A 21,180-nucleotide genomic window follows, 5' to 3' on the forward strand; every position below is an offset into this window, starting at 1 on the left:
GTCCTCCACACTATCTCGAATTATCTATCGGCAGCGGTAGGACAAGCTTTAGGTCAAAACGCTCAGTGGGGGGAAGAAGGGGCCATCAGCTTGAAGCTGGCGATGCGTCCCGCCAGGTCCCGGGCCAGGGCATCCAGTTCGGCACTGTGTTGTTGCAGGGTATGGGAGTGCTGGCGATGGGCCTCATACACGTCACGGATGGTCATCACGTTTTGCTGGATGTCGTCGGTCACATAACGCTGCTCCTCTGTGGCGGTGGCCACCTGGGCCGTCATGTCGCTCACCTTGCGCACCTCGTTGACGATGTCGGTCAGCTCGCTCCCCGCCCGCTTGGCCTCCGTCACGCTAAGGCCAGCCTGTTCGGTGCCCGTGTGCATGGCAGCCACCGCCTCGTTGGCCCCCTGGCGCAAGCGGCCCAGCATCCGCTCTATGTCATCCGCCGCCTGCTGGGTACGGGAGGCAAGCGCTCTCACCTCGTCGGCCACCACTGCAAAGCCGCGCCCGGATTCACCGGCACGGGCCGCCTCGATGGCGGCATTGAGGGCCAGCAGGTTGGTTCTGTCCGAGATCTGCTTGATGAGGCTCAAGGCCTCCCCCACCGACTCGGTATCCCGATGCAGGCTGTCCACCAGGTGCCGGGTATCCACCAGCGTGCCCGCCACCTGCTGGATGGTGTGGATGGTCTGATCCACCTCCTTGTCACCCTGCTTCGCCCGGCCGATGGCCTGCTGAGTCGCCTGGGAGGTCTGGGTGGCGTTACGGGCAATCTCCGCGACAGTCGATGCCATCTCGGTGGCGGCAGTCGCCACCAGATCCACCTGCCCGCATCCCCTGACTACGCCGGCATTCACCTCGGCAATGACCTCGGCCGAGCTGGCGGCGCTGCGTATCAGCACGTCACAGGAGTGGCGCACAGCCAGCAGCAAACTCTCCAGGTGCCCGAGGAAATGGTTCAGATCCCGCGCCAGGGCCCCCAGCTCATCCCCGGATCGCCAGTCGACCCGCACGGTCAGGTCGTTCTCCTGCACCAGGCGCTTGAAGGTCTGGTGCAGGGCCATGAAGCCCAGATGCAGATCCCGCACTACCCGCCAGCAGACGAAGGTGGTCAGGACGATGCACAGCAACACGCCAGCCGCCCCCCACCAGAAGTCACTGGCACTCCCGACCCGCATCTGTTCAACCCGCTCGAAGAGCTGCTGATAGAGGCTGTCTTCTATCTCCTTGAGCAGGCCTATCTTGTCGGTACTCAAGGCAAACCAGGCCTCGGCATCCACCCCGAAGCCGCCGCTGGCCGCCTTGTCGAGCGCCAGCTTCTCCATGGCGGCTACCTTGCTCACCACTGGCGAGGCCAGGCTGTCGGCCAGCAACTGGCGCTGGGCGGGACTCGCCACCGCCTGGAAACGTTCGAGATAGGTGTTCTGGGCCGCCAGCAGGGAAATGAACTGCTGCAACAGCGCAGGCGTGAAGCTGTCACGGCCAAAGACGTTGCTGAGCGTCGCCCGCTCCAGTCCCGCACGCTCCTTGCTTTGCAGGAAGGCGGCGTAGGCATTGGTCTGCAGGGCGATGGTGGCATCCATGCTGTCGACGCTTATCTTGTCCACCACCGCCAGCAAGGCGGTCACGAGGCGGGTATAGAAGCCGACCTGTTCCGCCACCTCGACCCCCAGGGCGCTGACCCGCTCACGCATGGCGGTGAGTCCGGCCACTCCCTGCTGCACCTCGGTCAGCGCCAGCAAGGCAGGATCCTGATGAAAACGCTGCAACAGGCTGTCCACCACCTTGCGCTGGGCAGGCAGCGCATCGCGAAACTTGTTGCCGCCAGAGCCGAGGAAGCCGGCCGACATGCCGCGCTCCCGTTGCAGCTCATGGGCCAGCTGCGCCGCCTCCTTCACCACCGCCAGCGCGACCAGGGCGCCGCTCATCTCCTGTTCGACCCGATAACGTTCATAGACGTACCGGCCGGAGAAAAACAGCAGGGCCAACAGCGGCAGACAGACCACCAACATCATCTTGTGTGCCAATCCCAGCTTCTTCATCGTCCTCTCCCTCCATGGTTGACGTCGCCCATTATAAGCACAGGTGTTTCAAAATGGCCCTCTTGCCGTCCCATGGCGGCAGATAAGGGACAAGGGCACGCTTTTTTGCCATAATGCCGCCTCCTTTCACGCCGACCGAGATACCATGACCGACGCCGTTCACACCCTCAAGGGCCGTTTTCGCGGCTTTTACCCCGTCGTCATCGATGTTGAAACCGCCGGATTCAATGCCAAGACCGATGCCCTGCTGGAAATAGCCGCCCACACCCTCAAGATGGATGAGCAGGGCTGGCTCGTCCCTGACCAGATCTTCCATTTTCATGTCCAGCCCTTTGAGGGCGCCAATCTGGAGAAAGCGGCGCTGGAGTTCACCGGCATCGACCCCTTCAACCCGCTGCGGGGCGCGGTGGACGAGAAGGAAGCACTCACCGAGATCTTCAAGGGGGTGCGCAAGGGCATGAAGGAGCAGGATTGTGGTCGCGCCATCATAGTGGCCCACAACGCCACCTTCGACCACGGCTTCGTGATGGCCGCCGCCGAGCGGGCCAGCCTCAAGCGCAATCCGTTCCACCCCTTCGCCACCTTCGACACCGCCGCCCTCTCGGGCCTTGCCCTGGGGCAGACGGTGCTGGCCAAGGCCTGTCAGAGCGCCAATATCCCCTTTGACAACAAAGAGGCCCACTCGGCCCTCTACGACACCGAGCGCACCACAGAGCTCTTCTGCCATATCGTCAATCGCTGGAAGAGCCTGGGAGGCTGGCCTCTGGCCAACCCGGATGAAACGACGGACACCGAAGACGAGGGCTGAACACTCCCAGCCCCTGCCCAGACAGGCTGCCCATGGCAGCCTGTCTGCATGAGGGGACCTGTCTGGGCAACGAAGAAGGACCATTTTCCCGGTTCCCGTTCACCTCCAGCAGAAGATGCGTCCCTTGGCCGGGATCCGCCGATTTTTTTCTCGACATTTAGCCTGTTTTTCGCAAACTAGCTGGCTTTCACACGACTGACAGCAACACAATCCATAAGGAAATCAAATGAATCCTGTTGTTATCGCGGTGGCGCTGATGCTGGTGCTCAGCCTGCTGCGGATCAATGTGGTGGTCTCCCTCGCCATCGGTGCCATCGTGGGTGGCCTGCTCGGCGGACTCTCCCTCGAGCAGACCCTCAGCACCTTCACCGGCGGCCTGGGCGGCGGTGCAGAAATCGCCCTCTCCTACGCCATGCTGGGGGCGTTCGCGGTAGCCATCTCCCGCTCCGGCATCACCGATCTGCTGGCCCGCAAGGTCATCAACCAGCTCGGCAAGGATGCTAGCAGCACCCGCATTCTCTGGGTCAAGAGCCTGCTGCTCACCTCGGTGCTCGCGGTCTCCGTCTCCTCCCAGAACCTGATCCCGGTGCACATCGCCTTCATTCCCATCCTGATCCCGCCGCTGCTGCATGTCATGGCCCAGATGCAGAGCGACCGCCGTCAGGTGGCCTGCGTCATCACCTTCGGCCTGACCGCTACCTACATGCTGCTGCCGGTCGGCTTTGGCGGCATCTTCCTGAACAACATCCTGGCCAAGAATCTCGTCGACAACGGCGTACCGGTGGAATTCAGCCAGTTGCCCCTGGCGATGGCCATCCCGGTATTCGGCATGTTCCTCGGCCTGCTCATCGCCGTCTTCTTCAGCTACCGCAAGCCGCGTCAGTATGATCTGGAGAAGATCCTGGCCGCCGAACCCGAGACGGTCGAGCTCAATCTCAACCACATCTGGGTCGCCCTGCTGGCCATCGCCGTGGCACTCGGCCTGCAACTGATGACCAACAGCATCGTGCTGGGGGCGCTCGCAGGCTTCATCATCTTCACCTGCGGCGGCGTCATCAAATTCCGCGAGAGCCAGGATGCCTTCACCCAGGGGGTGCGCATGATGTCCCTCATCGGCTTCATCATGATCTCCGCCGCAGGTTTCGCCGCCGTCATGAAGGAGACCCACGGGGTGGAGAGTCTGGTGCAGTCCGTCTCCAGCATGATGGCCGGTCACAAGGGACTGGCGGCCTTCCTGATGCTGCTGGTGGGCCTGCTCATCACCATGGGGATCGGCTCCTCCTTCTCCACCGTGCCCATCATCGCCACCATCTATGTGCCCCTGTGCATCCACCTCGGCTTCTCGCCCATGGCGACCATCGCCCTGGTGGGCACCGCGGGCGCGCTGGGGGACGCGGGTTCCCCCGCCTCCGACTCGACGCTCGGCCCCACATCGGGCCTCAATGCCGACGGTCAGCACGACCACATCTGGGACAGCGTGGTGCCAACCTTCATCCACTACAACATCCCCCTGGTGATCTTCGGCTGGATTGCCGCCATGGTGCTCTGAGACCATCCCGAGCAGACAGACAAAAGGCGACCCCGAGGTCGCCTTTCTTGTCTTGCACATGCCTCAGATGGCCGGTTGCAGCCCCCGCCTGCTGGCCAGGGCGCAGAGACAGGCCACCAAGGCCAACCCCATGCCGGCTGCTCCCACCCCGATCCAGTGTCCCTGTTGCCAGACCAGCATCCCCAGGCTGGAGCCGAGGGTTCCCCCCAGGAACATGCCGGTCATGAAGAGGGTATTGATGCGCCCCCTGGCCTCAGGTCTCAGACCATAGATGCGCTGCTGATGGGCGATGAGTGCGCTCTGCACTCCGAGATCCAGCAAGATGACCCCGCACGCCAGCCCGGCCAGAGAGAGCCACAGCTCGAAGCAGATCCAGGCAAGCACCACCAGCACGGCACCGGCCAATACCACTGGTCTGGCCCCCAACCGATCCGCCATCCGGCCTGCCAGAGGGGCCGCCACCACCCCAGCCACCCCGATGACGCCGAACAGACCCGCCATGTCGGCCCCCAACCCATAGGCAGGTTCGGCCAGGTAGAACGCCAGCACGGTCCAGAAGGCGCTGAAGGAGGCAAACAGCAAGGCCTGGGTCAGGGTCGCGCGGCGCAAGGCGGGCTCCTCGCGCCACAGACCGACCAGAGAGTGAAGCAGACGGCCATAACCGAGGGGAGAGCGCGGCAATCCAGACGGTATCATCCTGGCCATCAGCAGGGCCCCCGACAGGGCCAGGGGAATGGCCAGCCAGAACATGGCGCGCCAACTGCCATAGGCGGTGACCAGGCCGGCGACGGTGCGGCTGAGCAGTATCCCGGCCAGCAGGCCGCTCATCACGCTGCCGACCACGGCACCACGGCGGGCGGGATCTGCCAGGGTTGCCGCCACCGGAACTATCTGCTGGGCCGCCGTGGCCCCGATACCGAGCAGGACGGAGGCCAGCATCAAGGTGGTGGCACTCGCGGCCGTGGCCGCCAGCAGGGAAGCCAGCGCGATCAGTGCAAACTGCCCCGGAATGAGCCAGCGGCGCTCGACTACATCGCCAAGCGGCACCAGCAAAAGCAGACCCATGGCATAGCCGAGCTGGGTCAGCATGGCGATCAATGGCATGCCCGAGTGCCCGGGAAAGTCCTGCGCCATCACCGCCAGCATGGGCTGGTTGTAGTAGATGTTGGCAACTGCCAGGCCGCATGACAGGGCCATGGCGAAGAGTAGGGAGGGGCCGGGGGTTGCGGCCCCTCCGGCAGAAGGCGATGTACTCATGATCTTCTCCTCGTGGTAGAAGGGCTCCCGCCAGGATACGGGCACCATGCGCACAGCCTACCCGGGGAGCGTCGCCACCAGTAGAGCGGTGGGGACCATAACAGTTATTCCGCTGGTGCATGCCCCACCCCGGGCAGGCCGGTCACGAATGCCAGAAAGGCGCTCGCCTTGGCACCAGGCTGGCGACCTGCCGGGAGCAGGGTCCAGAGCTCCTGCATGGGCAGTTGCCACTCGGGCAGCACCGCCACCACCTCGCCGCGGGCAAGCTCGGGGGCAAACATCCACTCCGAGGCGATACCGAGCCCCAGTCCTGCCAGCACGGCTGCGCGCATGCCCTCGGCCGCCGAGACCGTCAGCCTGCCTTCTCCGGAAACCACCTTCTCTTCGACGCCGCGGCGAAATCGCCACTGTTGCCCCACTCCGGGCCGTGGACTGTAAAGCACCAGATCATGCTGTTGCAGAGCCTGAGGGGTCTCAGGCTCTCCTTTGGCGGCCAGATAGGCCGGCGTCGCCAACACCCGCATGTCGCTTCGGGCGAGACAGCGGGCGACCAGCGACGAGTCGGCCTGTTTGCCGATCCGCAGAGCCACCTCGATGCCCGCCGAAATGAGATCCACATTGCCGTCATCCAGCAGGATCTCCAGATCCAGTCCCGGGTGAGCCACCAGAAAACCGGCAAGATGGGGAATGATATGCAGGCGGGCGAAGGTGACGGGAGCGCTCACCCGCAGACGCCCGCTCAGCCCGGCCCGGCATTGCTGCACCATGGCATCGGCCTCGTTGACCTGGGCCAGGATCTCTCTCGCCCGCAGATAGTAGGCCTCTCCGGCCTCGGTGGGCGCCAGCCCCCGGGTCGAACGCAGCAACAGGCGGCTGCCAAGGTGCGCCTCAAGCTGGGCAATCAATCTGGAAACCGTGGGTTGCCCCATCCCCAGTCGGCGGGCCACCGCCGAAAACGAGCCGGTCTCCACCGCCAGCACGAACACCTCCATCACCCCCAAGCGATCCATTTATGGCTCCTCTGCCCTGTGGCACTGTTCGTGGCACAAGGTAGCACCGGGCCTGTCCTCTCGCACCCTCGTTCTGGCAGGAGGCACAATAAAGCCGCGTCATGGGCGGTCCTGCCATGGGAGAAAGGTGTCGGGATGAAATATCAACCAGGAACGATCGAACAGAGGGACTCGAAGACAAGGCTACATGAGCTCGATTGCCCCAAGGCTACCCCAGTGCCACTTCCTGAATGGCGGCACTGTGGGCGAAATAGCGGTGACAGAACTGCATGAACTCCGGCAGCGGCAAGGGACGCGAGTAGAAATAACCCTGGATCTCATCCACCCCTATGGTGAGCACCGCCTTGAGCTCATCGCTGTTTTCCACCCCTTCTGCCACGACACGCACCCCCAACTGATGAGAGAGGGTGGTGATGGTCTCGACGAAGAGCGCCTGCCGGGTGTCACTGTCGATCGCGGTGATAAAGGATCTGTCTATCTTGAGCTTGTCGAAATAGAGTTCACGCAGGTAAGAGAACGAGGACCAGCCGGTCCCGAAGTCATCGAGGGCCACCCGCACCCCTATCTGGCGCAGGGAGTGAATGATCTGCTTGCTGAGGGCGATGTCATCAAGGGCGATGGTTTCGGTCAGCTCCACTATCAACTGGTGCAGCCCCAACGGCCCATCTTCCATCTTCTCTTCAATCTCCCTGGCCAACCCCATGTTGAACATGGAGTTGGAAAGGTTGATGGAGATCTCGAGCGGTGCTAGCACCTCCTCCGGGAAGCCGGACAGATCGAGCTGCATGCGCCGGATGATCCAGCCCCCGAGCGCCTCGCCCAACCCGTTCTCTTCTGCCAGCGAGATGATGTCGAGGGGGGCAATAAAGCCATATTCCGGATGATGCCAGCGGATCAGCGCCTCGGCCCCCAGCCTAACCACACTCTGGCCGCGCACGATGGGCTGATAGTAAAGGGCCAGTTGCGGGCATTGCGGGCAGTGGATAAGCTCCCGCAGCTCGGTCGACAGCCGGCGTTTGCGCTGATAGTGCTGATACATGCTGCTGGAGAAGAGCACATTGCGATTCAGCCGTTTGCGCTTGGCGCTGTCGAGGGCTATATCGGCAAACAACAGCATCTCTTCCGGTGAATGATCCGGTTTCACGTACTGGCTGGTGCCCATGAAGACCCGGACCCGGTGCGCCGGATCGGCAGCAAACACCAGATCCGCCAGCTCGCTGCGCAGTTGCTCCAGAAACGGGAAGCGCAGATAGGTGGGCATGGTGCCGGTGATGATGAGGGTGAACTCGTCACTGCCGGTACGGGCAGCGAAGATCCCCTGACCAGAGGCGGCGCGGATCCGCTCCGCAAGCCGTTTGAGCAAGGCGTCCCCCACTTCGTAACCCAGACTGTCATTGACCTCCCTGAAATGCCCCAGATCCATGAGGCAGACTGTGATGCTGCTGCGCCGACCGGGGTGGCTGGTCCACTGCTGGAGGTGCTTGATGAGCGCCGCCCGGTTGGGGAGACGGGTGAGGGGATCGTTCCACGCCAGAAAATGCTGGCGGCGCACTTCGCGAAACAGCACCATCAACATCACCATGGTCGCCAGCATCAGAAATCCCAGGATGAAGAAGTTCTGGGTTCTCGACTCGTTGAGCAGCTCACGCTGGGCGATGGCAGAGGGCCCGGTGAAGTTTTTCACCATCACGTCCCGCACCCCGCGCATCTCGTCATCGAGCGCGGCCGTGAGCATCTTGAGTGCGGGGGAATCCGGCTCCCCTTGCACCACATCCTGCTCATAGCGTTCGAAGAGGGCGAGGATCTTGCCGACTGCCTTGTCCGCGCCGAATCGGGCCCTGACCGACTTTGCCTCCTCCCCGTGCAGGAAGACATCGAGCCGGTTCCAGGCAATGTCAAAGCGCTTGTTCATCTCCTCCCGGCTGGCGGCACCGGCACGATAGAGCTTCAAACCCTCTTCGAAGGCGTGGATCTCCAGCTCGAGCTGGGCCAATGCCCAGGCGGAGAGCTGGGTGTAACGCGTCACCGCATTGAACGCGCGGTCATAGTTCCAGACCGACCAGAGGGTCACCCCCAAAAAGGTGGTCACCATCAGGATCAGGCTCAAGAACTTGCCGCGCAGCATCTTATTTGCTCTCCAGCGCCGTCAGCTGCCACACCATCCGGCTGTGATAGAGCTCCTTGTTGAGTTCAGGATGGTCGGTGAGGGGATAAATGACCCAGAGCGGCCCCTTGTTGCGCAGGGTCAGAGCCTTGCCATCCTGCTTCTCGGCCACCAGCACCGGGTACTTCTCCCCGTCTTCCAGCGGCAGTGCGGCCCAGTATTCATTGACCGCGAGGGCCTTGACCTCCTGGCTCTTGAGACCGTAGATCCTGGCCAGGTCCCGCAGCAACACCCCGCGATAGAGGTGCACCCCCTCGGTCCAGGGCGTCCCCGTCTTAACCTCCGTCTGCGGCAAGGCCTCAAACTCGGCACGGGTCAGCACCACCTCCCCCTTGCCATTGCAGCACCCCGCCCCCGCAATTCTGAAGAAGGGCTCCTCCGCCAACACCATACCCGACACGAGCCATCCAGATATCAGCAACACCTTGCCAAGCCACTTGCCCATCACGCACCTCCCTGTCATACGGTTTATTTATTCATCTCACTCTGCTGACTCATATGCAAACAACAGAATGCACCTTCAGACCAAAGTCGCAGTCGTTTGCAACCAGCAACGATTCTGCGTCTTCCCAAAGTATCCAATCGCTTCCCAAAGAATGACACCAGGCGCCACCCCCAGGCAAATGGATTGCACCATTTTCTTTTCACTGGCTCCTCATCAAACCGGATGCCCACCACGGCCGGAAAAAGGTGACAATCTTCGCTACGCATCTGAAAAACAGACACAAAAAAGGCCGCTCCATGGAGCGGCCTTCTCATCAGTGCAGTCAGGGTTTAGCTGTCGCGGCGCTTGTTGCCACCGAATTTGCGACCCTTGTCGAAACCGCCTTCACGGCGATCCTTGTTGAAGGGACGGTCACCCTGGGGACGGCGATCCTTGTTGAAAGGACGGTCGCCACGGAACGGACGATCACCACGGGGCGGACGGGGAGCAGTGTTGCCACCGGCCGGCACTTCGGTGTAACGGGTGATCTGCAGCGGACGCTGGCAGACACGGGCCTTCTTGATCACTTCCAGCACCTCGGCGCTCATGCCCTTGGGCAGATCGACGGTGGAGAAGTCATCGGCGATGTCGATGTTGCCGATGAAGCGGCTCTCGATGTTCGCCTCGTTGGCGATGGCACCCACGATCTGGCCCGGCTTGACGCCGTGATGGGCACCCACGTCGACGCGGTAGCGCTCCATCTCCACGTCCGGGTTGTCTTTCAGCGGACGCGGTTCGAGGGACGGCATGCGACGGGCCGGACGATCGCCACGGTCACCGAAGTCACGACCGCCACGATCGTTGAACTCACGACGCTCGAAGCCACCGCGATCGTTGCCAGCGTTGAACACCGGATCCGGAATGGAGTCATCCAGCAGCAGCGGTTGGTCGCCCTGTACCAGCTTGGCCAGTGCAGCAGCCAGCTCCAGCGGATCGGCAGAATCTTCTTCGATCAGCTCGTTCACCAGGTTGTGGTAGATCTCGAGCTCTTCACCCATCATGGTTTCGCGGATGCGCTCCTTGAACTTGGCCAGACGGTGCTGGTTGATGTCCTCGGTGCTCGGCATCTTCATCGGCTCGATGGCCTGACGGGTTGCGTGCTCGATGGCACGCAGCATGCGACGCTCGCGCGGCGCCACGAACAGGATGGCTTCACCCTTGCGACCGGCACGGCCGGTACGGCCGATACGGTGAACATAGGATTCGGTGTCGTAGGGGATGTCGTAGTTCACCACGTGGGTGATGCGCTCAACGTCCAGACCGCGGGCGACCACGTCGGTGGCGATCAGAATGTCCAGCTGGCCCTGACGCAGCTTGTCTACGGTACGCTCACGCAGCTTCTGCGGGATGTCACCGTGCAGCGCTTCACAGGCGTGACCACGAGCGGCCAGCTTGCCTGCCAGTTCTTCGGCGGCATTCTTGGTACGCACGAACACCAGCAGGGCTTCGTAGGATTCCACTTCCAGCAGACGGGTCATGGCGTCCAGCTTGTGCAGACCGGTCACCTGCCAGTAACGCTGACGAATGGTGGTTGCGGTCGCGGTCTTGGAGGCGATCTTGATCTCTTTGGGCTGCTTCAGGTGCTTCTGGGCAACACGACGGATCTGCTCCGGCATGGTGGCAGAGAACAGGGCAACCTGACGACCGGCCGGGCACTGATCCATGATCCAGTCCACGTCGTCGATGAAGCCCATGCGCAGCATTTCGTCCGCTTCGTCCAGCACCAGGGCTTTCAGACCGGAGAGGTCCAGGTTCTTGCGACGGATCAGGTCCATCACGCGGCCCGGGGTACCCACGACAACCTGAGCACCGCGGCGCAGGGCGCGGGTCTGGGTTTCGTAGGAAGCGCCGCCGTAGATGGGCAGCACGTGGAAATCGGGCATGTGGTGGGCATAGCGTTGGCACGCCTCTGCCACCTGCAGGGCCAGCTCGCGGGTCGGGGCCAGCACCAGGATCTGGGTGTTGCGGTTACCAGCTTCCAGACGAGACAACAGAGGCAAGGCAAAAGCAGCGGTCTTCCCTGTACCGGTTTGTGCCTGCCCCAGCAGATCGTGTCCCGCCATCAGGTGGGGAATTGCTGCGGCCTGGATGGGAGACGGGCGCTCATAGCCCACGTCCTGCAGCGCTTTCAATACAGGCGCGGCCAGTCCAAGCTCACTAAAAAGGGGCAGTTGTTCGGTATCAGACATAGATTCTTCCAGATTAAGGCAGGCGGCTAACACCGCGGAATAGCAAAAAGGCGGCGATTATAGCGCCACTTTGTTCTGCTGTCTTGAAAAATGTGATAGGTGTCTCAAGACGTTGGCAATTATAGAGGGATCTCGCGACTATGGCTTGCTTATTTTTCACTCATGATGCGTTATTGCGGATCACGCTTCGCCAGAGTCCTTGTCCCGCTTGTGCTTGAGCACCGCCATGGTCAATCGGCTGGTGCACAATAAACGACCACGTTCATCCCGAATTTCGATCTGCCACACCTGAGTCGTGGTCCCCAGATGCAGCGGGCTGCAGCGCCCCGTCACCACCCCTTCCCGCTTGGCCCTCAGGTGGTTGGCATTGACCTCCAGCCCCACGCAGTAGCTCTCCGCTCCCACCGCCATGTTGGCCGCAAGCGACCCCAGCGTTTCCGCCAGCACCACGGAGGCGCCGCCGTGCAGCATGCCGAGTGGTTGATGGGTGCGGTGATCCACCGGCATGGTGGCCTCCAGCCAGTCGGGGCCAAAGGCGCTGTAGACGATGTCGAGGTGGGCCATCAGGGTGTTGCGGGAGCTGGCGTTGAGCCCCTCCAGGCTCATGGGTTTGCGCCAGATGGGGCTGCTTTCTTGACTCATGGTGAGCGGACTCCTTGCGTGATCAACGGGTTATCGCTGCGCTGTAGCGGCAAACCAGCAGTGTCGGCGAAAAAGACGCAAAAAAAAAGATGCCCACGCCGGGGCATCTTGCATCGAGGTTTGCCCTCACCAGGGATAGGTCACCCCTGGCCACTCGGCCCAGGGACCGTCCCGCCCCGGCAGGCGCGGCTCGGACCAGCGCCATACCTTGCCGAGCCAGGTGCGCAGTTCGGCTTCGAGTTCGCTGTCCATGAGCGGCGCCTCGGCCACCTTCCAGAAGAAGAGCTCCACCTGCACCTCCGGCAGCACCGACGGATAGAGGTAAACCCCGCCCCAGAAGCGGGGCTCCCTGTCCGGGCTCCAGAGGCCATAGGCAAAGGAGCGCTTGGCCAGAAACTCGGCGTGCTGCCACTCCAAGTCGGCCTCGTGCTGACTCAGGCTGAAATTGGCGGAGGGCCACACATCGTCCGGGCGAAACAGCTGATGGAGCTGATCCCGCTCGCGCAGGATGGCGATAAACTCCACCACGGCCTGGGACGGCGTGGTGGGGAGCAACAGAAAATGCGGGTGCCGATAGGCCTTTGGCACCCGGAATCCCTTGGGAAAGTGGAGCATCAGAGCAGTTCCAGCAGGGCCTGCAGCGGATGCTTGAGCTTCTCCCCCTCCATCCGCTTGACCTGGCTGCGGCACGAATAACCGGTGGCCAGACAACGGGCTTGCGGCAGGCGAGCCAGGGGCTCGGCCCAGCTCAGACCGTAGATCCCCTTGGAGTTCTCCACCTGTTTGGCGTCGTGACCATAGGTGCCCGCCATGCCGCAGCAACCCACCGACACCGGCTGCAAACGTGCACCGAAGCGGCCGAACAGGGTGCTCCAATCACCGTGGGTGGTGGGCTTGGCGGTCTTCTCGGTGCAGTGGGCAAACAGATACCAGGGGTCGGTGCCAACCTCTTCCCGCAGCGGCAGCGCCTCGGCAGGCAGGGAGAGCAGCCACTCCTGGGGCAGCAGCACCTGGAAATCGCCGCGGGCGGGGCCGAGCGCCTTCACGTACTCGTCCCGGTAGCAGAGCACCAGAGAGGGGTCGACCCCCACCATGGGGATGCCGAGGGCCGCCACCTTGTTGAGGAACTGGGCGCTGCTGGCAGCAGTGCGGGCGAAGGCGCGCAGGAATCCCTTCACGTGCTGAGGCTTGCCGTTGGGTTTGAACGGCAGCAGGTAGGGCTGATAACCCAGCTTGCTGGCCAGCTTCACCAGGTCACGCACCACGGGGGCGTCGTAGTAGCTGGTGAAGGGATCCTGCACGATGAGCACCACTTTTTGGCGCTGCTCGGGGCTCATGGCCTCGAGGCCCGGCAGATCGAAATAGCGGGCGCGGTGATCCCGCAGCTCCTCGGCCAGGGTCGGCACGGAGAGCAGCGGCACATCCACCATGCCGATGCTCTTCTCGGTCGCCTTCTGGGCCCACTCTTTTTCGAGGAAGAAGTTGACCAGCTTGGGGGCCTTGGCCAGCAGGGGCGCATAGCTTTCTACCGTGCCCACGAAGTAATCCTTGGGGCCGCGCAGATATCGGCTGTGATAGAGCTGCATGAAGCGGGTGCGGAAGGTGGGCACATCCACCTTGATGGGGCACTGGCTGGTGCATGCCTTGCACGCAAGGCACCCCTCCATCGCCTCCATCACCTCGTGGGAGAAGTCATACTCGCCCCGGGCGCGGGCCACCGTATTGCGGAACTTGTCGACGATCTGCTTGAAGCGCAGACCCCCGCTTTGCAGCGCCACCTCTTCGGCAAGGGGATCGAAGCCCTGCTCCGACAACTGGCGCAGCCATTCACGCATCAGGCCAGCCCGCCCCTTGGGGGAGTGACGGCGGTCGCGGCTGATCTTGACCGAGGGGCACATGGGGGAGTCGGTCTCGAAGGTGAAACACAGACCGTTGCCGTTGCAATCCAGCGCCCGTGTATAGCTCTCGCGCACGGCAATCGGGATCTGGCGGTCGAACTTGCCGCGCTTGGGCCCGTCCACCGAGACAAGCGAAGCGCCGCTGCCATAAGGCATGCAGATCTTGCCCGGGTTGATGCGGTTGGCCGGGTCGAACGCCCCCTTGACCCGTTGCAGCTCTTCCCACAGCTCGCCGAAGAAGGCGGGGCTGTATTCGGAGCGAAAGCCCTTGCCGTGCTCCCCCCACATCAGGCCGCCGTATTTGGCGGTGAGCGCCACCACCTGATCGGAGATGCGCCGCAGCAGCACCTCCTGCTCGGGATCGCACAAGTCCAGCGCCGGGCGCACGTGCAGCACCCCGGCATCGACGTGGCCGAACATGCCGTAGTCAAGGCCGTGAGCGTCCAGCAGGGCGCGAAACTCCATGATGAAGTCCGCCAGGGATTCCGGCGGCACGGCGGTGTCTTCGGTGAAGGCCACCGGCTTCTTGCGCCCCTCGGCGTTGCCGAGCAGCCCCACCGACTTCTTGCGCATGCCATAGATGGTCTCGATGCTCGGCAGGTGGTCGCACACCTGATAGCCAATGACCCCGGCTTCACCACGCGCCAGCAGGCCGTCGATGCGCCGGCACAGCTCCGCCACCTTGGCCTTGTGCGCATCCTCGTCGGTGTCGGCAAACTCGACGATGTTGAGCCCCTGCAGATCCTTGCCGGGCACATCCTGGATGAGATCCTTCACCGAGTGCCAGATGATGTCGGCGCGAGCCAGTCCCAGCACCCGGGAGTCCACCGTCTCCACCGACAGGGCGTGGGCCTGTACCATAAAGGGGGCGTTTCTGAGCGCGGAGGGGAAGCTGTCGTACTTGACGTTGACGAGTGTGCGGTAGCGCGGGATGGGGGTGATGTTGAGCCGGGCTTCGGTGATGAAGCCCAAGGAGCCTTCCGAGCCGCACAGCACCCGGCTCACATCCAGAGTGTCGGTATCGGGCTGATAGAGGTGCTTGAGATCGTAACCGGTCAGAAAGCGGTTGAGCTTGGGGAAGGTGGCTTCGATGTCGGCGCGCCGCTCGCGGCCGATGCGATAGAGGGTGCGATAGATCTCCCCTTCACGGGTCTCGAGGGCCAGCTTGTCCGCCAGACGCTGGCCGGTCACCGGCTCGGTGGCCATGAGATCGCCGTTCTCCAGCACGGCCTTGAGGCCGAGCACATGATCCGAGGTCTTGCCGTACACCAGCGACCCCTGCCCCGAGGCGTCGGTGTTGACCATGCCGCCTAAGGTGGCGCGGTTGGAGGTGGAAAGATCCGGCGAGAAGAAGTAGCCGTGGGGCTTCAAATAGGCGTTGAGCTGGTCTTTGACCACCCCGGCCTGGGCCCGTACCCAGCCCTCTTCCAGATTAATTTCCATGATCTGGTTCATATGGCGCGAGAGATCGACGATAATGCCACCGCCCAAGGATTGGCCATTGGTGCCGGTACCGCCGCCGCGAGGGAAGAAACTCAAGGTTGCGTACTCGGGCCCCTGGGCCAGCTTGAGCATCACCGCAATATCATCCGCACTGCGCGGATAGAGAACCGCCTGAGGTACGACCTGATAGACGCTGTTATCCGTCGCCATCGCCAACCGGCTTGCATAAGACTTTTCGATATCACCACGAAATGCTGATCGCGCCAGCAACTCAAGAAACTGCAGGGTTGTAGGTGACAAACTGTCCTGGTAATCGAGTCTCGGGATCATGAATCCTTGTTCCCATCCTTTGCTTGATGCCGGCATTCCGGCGACAACGACCGTTCGGACCTGCCTCTTTGCGGGTGTCCGAACCAGTCCGCTCACATGTGAGCGGGCAGTATATCAGCTAGAAAACCGCTTGCGCGCGCAATCTTCACCATTTGAAAGGAGGACTTTTATGGCTCACTACAGCCATGTTATCAGTACGCTTATTCGCACCGAAAAACAGGCGCTGACCCTGTCGCTGTTTGGTTGCATCACCTTTGCCATTTTCGGGATCGGCTATGGTCTGTTCGTCGGTTCCAACGCCATCATGCTGGACGGCATCTTCACCCTGTTCAGCATGGGCATGACGGGCCTTGGGCTCATCACCGCCTACCTGGTCACCCGCCCCTCCGACGCCCGTTTCCAATACGGCTACGCCCACTTCGAACCCATCGCCAACGTCATCAACGGCGCCATCATTCTGCTGCTCTGCCTCGGCGCCCTCTATGGCGGCATCACCTCCCTGCTGGCAGGAGGACGGGAGATCGATCTCGGCCACGCCCTCATCTATGCCGTCGTCTCCACCTTCTTCTGCGGCATCCTCTATCTCATCGAGGCCGACGTGGCCGAGCGGGTCAACTCCGAGCTGGTGCGGGTGGACTCCAAGGAGTGGCTGGTGGATACCCTGCTCAGCGCCACCCTGCTCATCGGCTTTCTGGTCGCCATCGGGCTCGATACCCTGGGTTACGGCCACTACAACCGCTACATAGACCCGGTGCTGGTCTCGCTGCTGGCCCTGTGTGCCACCCTCATCCCCATCAAGGTGCTCGGTCGCAACCTGCGGGAAGTGCTGAAGATTGCCCCCAAGGGGGATGTCTCCCGGCTGGTGGCCAGCGAAGTCGAAGCCCTGCGCCTGCGCCATGGGGTCGAGTGCTACAGCCACCTGGCAAAAAGCGGCCGCCGCTTCGATCTCGAACTCAACATCCTGGTGGCCCCCGGCCAGGAGTGGCCCGTCGAACGCCAGGATGCCCTGCGCCAGGAGCTCTGGTCCCGCCTCGGCGACACCCTGGGAGACGCCTGGCTCTCGGTCTGCTTCACCCGCGAGAAACGCTGGCTGTAAGCCGCACGGCGGGGCTTGCCTGGCAAGCTCCGCCTGTCCCTGTTGCCCTGTTGGGCGAGCGCCTCCCCCTGCGCGTCCAGACCCCCTTGCCAAATGGCGGCGAGTCGTTATCATCAGGGCTCACTTTTGACCCGAGGTTTTATTGCCCATCATGGACAATCCCCGAAGTAGCCCTTCGTCTTTTCCCATCAAAGCCTATCTGTACCTGCTCAACCAACGCCTCTGAAGCGATCGTCTCCGTCACCACGGCCACGCCGTGACCACGATTCACTGCATCTGTCTTCATTGAGGTCAATCACATGGAATTCTTGCTGGACCCGTCAATCTGGGTCGGTCTGCTTACCCTGATCATCCTGGAAATCGTTCTCGGGATAGACAACCTGGTCTTCATCGCCATCCTGGTGAAAAAACTGCCCCCCGCCCAGCGGGACAAGGCGCGCATCATCGGTCTCTCCCTGGCCCTGCTGATGCGCCTGGGACTGCTCACCATCATGTCATGGCTGGTCACCCTCACGGCTCCTCTGCTGCACATCTGGGATCACCCCTTCTCCGGTCGGGATCTCATCCTGATGGGAGGCGGACTCTTCCTGCTGTTCAAGGCCACCTCCGAGCTGCATGAGCGACTCGAGGCCAAGCCCGAGGAGCAAGGCGGCACCGGCGTCTATGCCGGGTTCGGGGTGGTGATCGCCCAGATCCTGGTGCTGGATGCGGTCTTCTCCCTGGACTCCATCATCACCGCCGTCGGCATGGTGGATCACCTCGGCGTCATGATGGCGGCCGTGACCATCGCCATGCTGGTGATGGTGCTCGCCTCCAAGCCACTGACCCGCTTCGTCAACGCCCACCCCACCGTCGTGGTACTCTGTCTGAGCTTCCTGCTGATGATCGGTTTTAGCCTGGTGGCGGAAGGGTTCGGCTTCCATATTCCGAAGGGTTACCTCTACGCGGCCATCGGCTTCTCGGTGCTGATCGAATTCTTCAACCAGCTCTCCCAGCGCAGTGCCCTGCGCCATGAGGCTCGCCAGCCCCTGCGCGAGCGCACCACCGCCGCCATCTTCAAGCTGATGGGGGGGAACAAGCGCTCAGCCCACCCGCAGGAGGACGAAGAAGAGGTGCAGGCTCAGCCCCTGCCCCCCGGTTTCGGTGAAGAGGAGCGTTACATGGTGAGCGGCGTGCTGTCGCTGGCCGAGCGTTCCATTCGCACCATCATGACCCCACGCTCCGAGATGGAGTGGATCGACGTCAGCGACAGCGAGGACGAGATCCGTGCCCTGCTGCAACGGGCCCCCCACAGCCTGTTCCCGGTCTGTGACGGGGAGCTGGACGAGATCATCGGGGTGGTCAAGGCTCGGGATCTGCTGTTTGCCCTCAACGAGGGGCAATCCCTGGCAGCACTAGCCAGACAGAACGAGCCCGTCATCGTGCCCCAGACCATCAACGTGATCCGGCTGCTGGCGGAGCTGCGCCAGGCCAGGGGCAGCCTCATTCTGGTGACGGACGAGTTTGGCGTCATCCAGGGGCTGGTCACCAACCACGATCTGCTGGAGGCCATCGTCGGCGAGCTGCCGGACGAGGACGAGACCCCCGATGTGGTGCGCGAGGGCGAGCATTGGCTCATCCACGGCACCACCAACATCCATCAGGTGGAGCAGGCACTGAACTGCGACGGGCTGGTGAGCGAGAGCGACGAGTACGTGACCCTGGCGGGCATGCTGCTCTCCCACTTCGGCAGCCTGCCCGACGTCGGTCAGCAGTTGCACCTCGGCCAGTTCTGCTTCGAGGTCATGGCCGTGAGCGAGCGGCGCATCGAGCGAGTACGGGTCACCCCACTCTCCCCCTGATCATCGGTGGCAATGCAGCAAAAGAGGGCCTTTGGCCCTCTTTTTTCTGGCCCGAGCCCGGCCCCTCCCGGGCCATTGCTGCGATAACGGCAATTCTCTTCTGCAATCCCCCCTCTTTTTCACAATAACAATCCCCTCTAAAGTCACCTCACTCCCAAAGATTGAGGAATCCATCATGCACCACGATCCCCTGTTCTGCCCCCTTCGCCTCGGCCAGCTGCACCTTGCCAACCGCATCGTCATGCCCCCCATGACCCGCTCCCGCGCCAGCCAGCCCGGGGACGTGGCCAACGCCATGATGGCGACCTACTACGCCCAGCGTGCCGGGGCCGGCCTCATCATCAGCGAAGGCACCCAGATAGATCCCCTGGGCAAGGGCTACGCCTGGACGCCGGGCATCCACAGCGCCGAGCAGGTGGCAGGTTGGAAGCAGGTAACCAATGCCGTCCACGCCGAGGGGGGCATCATGTTCGCCCAGCTCTGGCACGTGGGCCGGGTCACCCATCCTGACAACATCGGCGGCGCCCAGCCCCTCTCCTCCTCCGCCATCCAGGCCAAGGGAGTGAAGGTGTTCGTCGACAACGGCAGCGATGCCCCGGGGTTTGTGGAGACCGTCACCCCGCGCGCCATGACCCAGGCCGACATCGACGCCGTGGTGGGGCAGTTTCGCCAGGCCGCCCGCAACGCCATGGAGGCGGGCTTTGACGGCATCGAGTTGCACGCCGCCAACGGCTACCTCATCAACCAATTCCTCGACTCCGAGTCCAATACCCGCACCGACGGCTATGGCGGTTCGCTCGAAAACCGGCTGCGTTTCCTCAAAGAGGTGACCGAGGCGGTCTGTGACGAGATCGGTCCCGACCGGGTCGGGGTACGCCTTGCGCCACTCACCACCCTCAACGGCACCGTGGATGCCAACCCCCAGGAGACCTATCTGGCCGCCGCGCGCCTGCTGGGCAAGCTCGGCGTGGTCTATCTGCACGTCGCCGAAGCGGACTGGGACGACGCCCCCCTGATGGCGGAGAGCTTCAAGCAGGGGCTGCGCGACGCCTTCCCCAACACCCTCATCTACGCCGGCAAGTACGATGGGGAACGTGCCCGCGCCGCCATCGAGGCGGGCTGGGCCGACATGATTGGCTTCGGTCGCCCCTTCGTGGCCAACCCCGACTTGCCGAACCGCCTGCGCCACGGCCATCCGTTCGCCCCCCATGATCCCGCCACCCTGTTTGGCGGCGGCGAGAAAGGGCTGACCGATTACCCCGTCTATGGGGCAGAGCGGGCATAAGGCGGCTCGCGCCGAACGCCTTATCGGGCGGACCCCACCAGCGTGGGGTCCGCCTGGTTGTCTTGCCAGTGCAACAACAACTCAAGACATTGTTACGCCATATGACTCAATCTGCGCCCCCTCTCTTTCAAGGAGTCACCATGACCCATACCCAGGCCTGGTGCTGGCACGCCCCCGGCGAACCGGACCAGCTCACTCTCACCCGGCAAGCGCTCCCCACCCCCGGGCCCGACGAGGTCCTCGTCGCCAACCGGATCATCGCCTTCAATCCGGTGGACTGGAAACTCATCGAACAGGGCCATCCCCACTGGCAGCCAGGCCATGTGCCCGGCGTCGATGGCATGGGCACCTTGGTGGCACTGGGGGCCAACGTCACCCACCTGCGCCCCGGCACCCGGGTCGCCTATCACACCGACTTGCGCCACGGCGGCAGCTTTGCCCGCCACACCCTGGTGCCGGCTCGCGCCCTGATGCCGGTGCCCGATGCCCTGAGCGACGAGGCGGCCGCCGCGCTCCCCTGCCCCGGCCTCACCGCCTGGCAGGCGCTGGCCAAGCTGCCTCACCTGCACGGGGAGGCCCTGCTCATCACGGGGGCTGGCAGCAGTGTCGGCCGCTTCGCGGTGCAACTTGCCCTCCAGAAGGGGGCCCGCGTCTTTGCCAGCGCCAGCCCGCGCCACCACCAGTGGCTCAAACAGCTAGGCGTGCAGGGGGTGGCGGACTATCGGGATCCCGACTGGCTGGCCCAGTTGCAGGCCGCCAACGGCGGTGAACCCTTCGAGGGGATCATCGATCTGGTCTCCAGCCAGCAGGCAGAAGCCTTGCTGCCAGCCCTTGGCTATTACGGCCACATGGTGACGGTGCTCGGGCGCATCGCGCGCAACCCGCTGCCCGCCTTTAGCCATTGCCACTCATTGCACGAGATTGCCCTCGGCGCCCAGCACGCCTTTGGCTCGGACAAACAGTGGAGCCGTCTGGTGGCGGCCGGTGTCGCCATGATGGCGCAGATGGCGAGCGGCGAGCTGACCCTGCCGCCGCTGGTGGTGGGCGACTTCGACGCCCTGCCCTCCCTTCTCACTCGCGTCAAGCAGGAGGGACAAGGGGAAAAGTATCTGGTGCGGGTGGGTTGATACCCGCCCAACGATGGCACA

General features: G+C 63.1%; 15 protein-coding genes. 6 read left to right on the forward strand and 9 right to left on the reverse strand.

What is annotated here, in order from left to right; translation table 11 throughout:
* Window positions 1–62: 62 nt before the first annotated feature.
* Window positions 63–2,036 (reverse strand): methyl-accepting chemotaxis protein, encoded by a 1,974-nt coding sequence (locus tag I6L32_RS19395; RefSeq protein ID WP_043154933.1) that lies wholly within the window; start codon window positions 2,034–2,036, stop codon window positions 63–65.
* Between the two features lie 145 nt (window positions 2,037–2,181).
* Here I6L32_RS19395 and rnt point away from each other — a divergent pair, with 145 nt between their 5' ends.
* Complete coding sequence (gene rnt, locus I6L32_RS19400; RefSeq protein WP_216944367.1) at window positions 2,182–2,844, forward strand: ribonuclease T; 663 nt, start codon at window positions 2,182–2,184, stop codon at window positions 2,842–2,844.
* Window positions 2,845–3,070: 226 nt separating this feature from the next.
* Window positions 3,071–4,393, forward strand: coding sequence for a Na+/H+ antiporter family protein (locus I6L32_RS19405; RefSeq protein WP_216944368.1), 1,323 nt, complete (start codon window positions 3,071–3,073; stop codon window positions 4,391–4,393).
* A 63-nt stretch (window positions 4,394–4,456) separates the two neighbouring features.
* Here I6L32_RS19405 and I6L32_RS19410 read toward each other — a convergent pair whose 3' ends face one another.
* From I6L32_RS19410 to I6L32_RS19445, 8 genes are all read right to left on the reverse strand, one after another.
* The gene (locus I6L32_RS19410; RefSeq protein ID WP_124244753.1) at window positions 4,457–5,650 is read right to left on the reverse strand and encodes an MFS transporter; all 1,194 of its coding nucleotides are present in this window, start codon (window positions 5,648–5,650) and stop codon (window positions 4,457–4,459) included.
* A gap of 104 nt (window positions 5,651–5,754) precedes the next feature.
* On the reverse strand, window positions 5,755–6,660 hold the full coding sequence (locus tag I6L32_RS19415) for a LysR family transcriptional regulator (RefSeq protein ID WP_201997061.1): 906 nt from the start codon (window positions 6,658–6,660) through the stop codon (window positions 5,755–5,757).
* Between the two features lie 208 nt (window positions 6,661–6,868).
* Window positions 6,869–8,785 carry a bifunctional diguanylate cyclase/phosphodiesterase gene (locus tag I6L32_RS19420; protein WP_216944369.1) on the reverse strand — a complete coding sequence of 639 codons (1,917 nt, stop codon included), beginning with the start codon at window positions 8,783–8,785 and terminating at the stop codon, window positions 6,869–6,871.
* Window position 8,786: 1 nt separating this feature from the next.
* Window positions 8,787–9,269, reverse strand: coding sequence for a molybdopterin-binding oxidoreductase (locus I6L32_RS19425; protein WP_216944370.1), 483 nt, complete (start codon window positions 9,267–9,269; stop codon window positions 8,787–8,789).
* Window positions 9,270–9,598: 329 nt separating this feature from the next.
* On the reverse strand, window positions 9,599–11,497 hold the full coding sequence (locus I6L32_RS19430; RefSeq protein ID WP_029314717.1) for a DEAD/DEAH box helicase: 1,899 nt from the start codon (window positions 11,495–11,497) through the stop codon (window positions 9,599–9,601).
* A gap of 180 nt (window positions 11,498–11,677) precedes the next feature.
* Complete coding sequence (locus I6L32_RS19435; protein ID WP_216944371.1) at window positions 11,678–12,139, reverse strand: hotdog fold thioesterase; 462 nt, start codon at window positions 12,137–12,139, stop codon at window positions 11,678–11,680.
* 126 nt (window positions 12,140–12,265) lie between these two features.
* A complete protein-coding gene (locus I6L32_RS19440; protein ID WP_216944372.1) occupies window positions 12,266–12,754 on the reverse strand; it encodes a hypothetical protein in 489 nt (162 codons plus the stop codon).
* Window positions 12,754–15,810 carry an FAD-binding and (Fe-S)-binding domain-containing protein gene (locus tag I6L32_RS19445; protein WP_216944373.1) on the reverse strand — a complete coding sequence of 1,019 codons (3,057 nt, stop codon included), beginning with the start codon at window positions 15,808–15,810 and terminating at the stop codon, window positions 12,754–12,756. The genes I6L32_RS19440 and I6L32_RS19445 overlap by 1 nt, the downstream gene beginning before the upstream one ends.
* Before the next feature lie 169 nt (window positions 15,811–15,979).
* Between I6L32_RS19445 and I6L32_RS19450 the strand changes: the two genes are divergently transcribed.
* From I6L32_RS19450 to I6L32_RS19465, 4 genes are all read left to right on the forward strand, one after another.
* Window positions 15,980–16,906: a cation diffusion facilitator family transporter gene (locus I6L32_RS19450; protein ID WP_041214996.1), complete on the forward strand. Its 927-nt coding sequence runs from the start codon at window positions 15,980–15,982 to the stop codon at window positions 16,904–16,906.
* 299 nt (window positions 16,907–17,205) lie between these two features.
* Window positions 17,206–18,747, forward strand: coding sequence for a TerC family protein (locus I6L32_RS19455; protein WP_216944374.1), 1,542 nt, complete (start codon window positions 17,206–17,208; stop codon window positions 18,745–18,747).
* A gap of 175 nt (window positions 18,748–18,922) precedes the next feature.
* Complete coding sequence (locus I6L32_RS19460) at window positions 18,923–20,032, forward strand: alkene reductase (protein ID WP_216944375.1); 1,110 nt, start codon at window positions 18,923–18,925, stop codon at window positions 20,030–20,032.
* 140 nt (window positions 20,033–20,172) lie between these two features.
* The gene (locus tag I6L32_RS19465; protein ID WP_216944376.1) at window positions 20,173–21,159 is read left to right on the forward strand and encodes a zinc-binding dehydrogenase; all 987 of its coding nucleotides are present in this window, start codon (window positions 20,173–20,175) and stop codon (window positions 21,157–21,159) included.
* Window positions 21,160–21,180: the final 21 nt, after the last annotated feature.

This window comes from Aeromonas sp. FDAARGOS 1402, assembly GCF_019046925.1.
GTDB lineage: Bacteria > Pseudomonadota > Gammaproteobacteria > Enterobacterales > Aeromonadaceae > Aeromonas > Aeromonas caviae.

What these genes read in the sequence shown, in the direction of transcription:
- I6L32_RS19395 (WP_043154933.1), bottom strand. Translation starts at nt 2,036, where the DNA reads ATGAAGAAGCTGGGATTGGCACACAAGATGATGTTGGTGGTCTGTCTG.
- rnt (WP_216944367.1), top strand. Translation starts at nt 2,182, where the DNA reads ATGACCGACGCCGTTCACACCCTCAAGGGCCGTTTTCGCGGCTTTTAC.
- I6L32_RS19405 (WP_216944368.1), top strand. Translation starts at nt 3,071, where the DNA reads ATGAATCCTGTTGTTATCGCGGTGGCGCTGATGCTGGTGCTCAGCCTG.
- I6L32_RS19410 (WP_124244753.1), bottom strand. Translation starts at nt 5,650, where the DNA reads ATGAGTACATCGCCTTCTGCCGGAGGGGCCGCAACCCCCGGCCCCTCC.
- I6L32_RS19415 (WP_201997061.1), bottom strand. Translation starts at nt 6,660, where the DNA reads ATGGATCGCTTGGGGGTGATGGAGGTGTTCGTGCTGGCGGTGGAGACC.
- I6L32_RS19420 (WP_216944369.1), bottom strand. Translation starts at nt 8,785, where the DNA reads ATGCTGCGCGGCAAGTTCTTGAGCCTGATCCTGATGGTGACCACCTTT.
- I6L32_RS19425 (WP_216944370.1), bottom strand. Translation starts at nt 9,269, where the DNA reads ATGGGCAAGTGGCTTGGCAAGGTGTTGCTGATATCTGGATGGCTCGTG.
- I6L32_RS19430 (WP_029314717.1), bottom strand. Translation starts at nt 11,497, where the DNA reads ATGTCTGATACCGAACAACTGCCCCTTTTTAGTGAGCTTGGACTGGCC.
- I6L32_RS19435 (WP_216944371.1), bottom strand. Translation starts at nt 12,139, where the DNA reads ATGAGTCAAGAAAGCAGCCCCATCTGGCGCAAACCCATGAGCCTGGAG.
- I6L32_RS19440 (WP_216944372.1), bottom strand. Translation starts at nt 12,754, where the DNA reads ATGCTCCACTTTCCCAAGGGATTCCGGGTGCCAAAGGCCTATCGGCAC.
- I6L32_RS19445 (WP_216944373.1), bottom strand. Translation starts at nt 15,810, where the DNA reads ATGATCCCGAGACTCGATTACCAGGACAGTTTGTCACCTACAACCCTG.
- I6L32_RS19450 (WP_041214996.1), top strand. Translation starts at nt 15,980, where the DNA reads ATGGCTCACTACAGCCATGTTATCAGTACGCTTATTCGCACCGAAAAA.
- I6L32_RS19455 (WP_216944374.1), top strand. Translation starts at nt 17,206, where the DNA reads ATGGAATTCTTGCTGGACCCGTCAATCTGGGTCGGTCTGCTTACCCTG.
- I6L32_RS19460 (WP_216944375.1), top strand. Translation starts at nt 18,923, where the DNA reads ATGCACCACGATCCCCTGTTCTGCCCCCTTCGCCTCGGCCAGCTGCAC.
- I6L32_RS19465 (WP_216944376.1), top strand. Translation starts at nt 20,173, where the DNA reads ATGACCCATACCCAGGCCTGGTGCTGGCACGCCCCCGGCGAACCGGAC.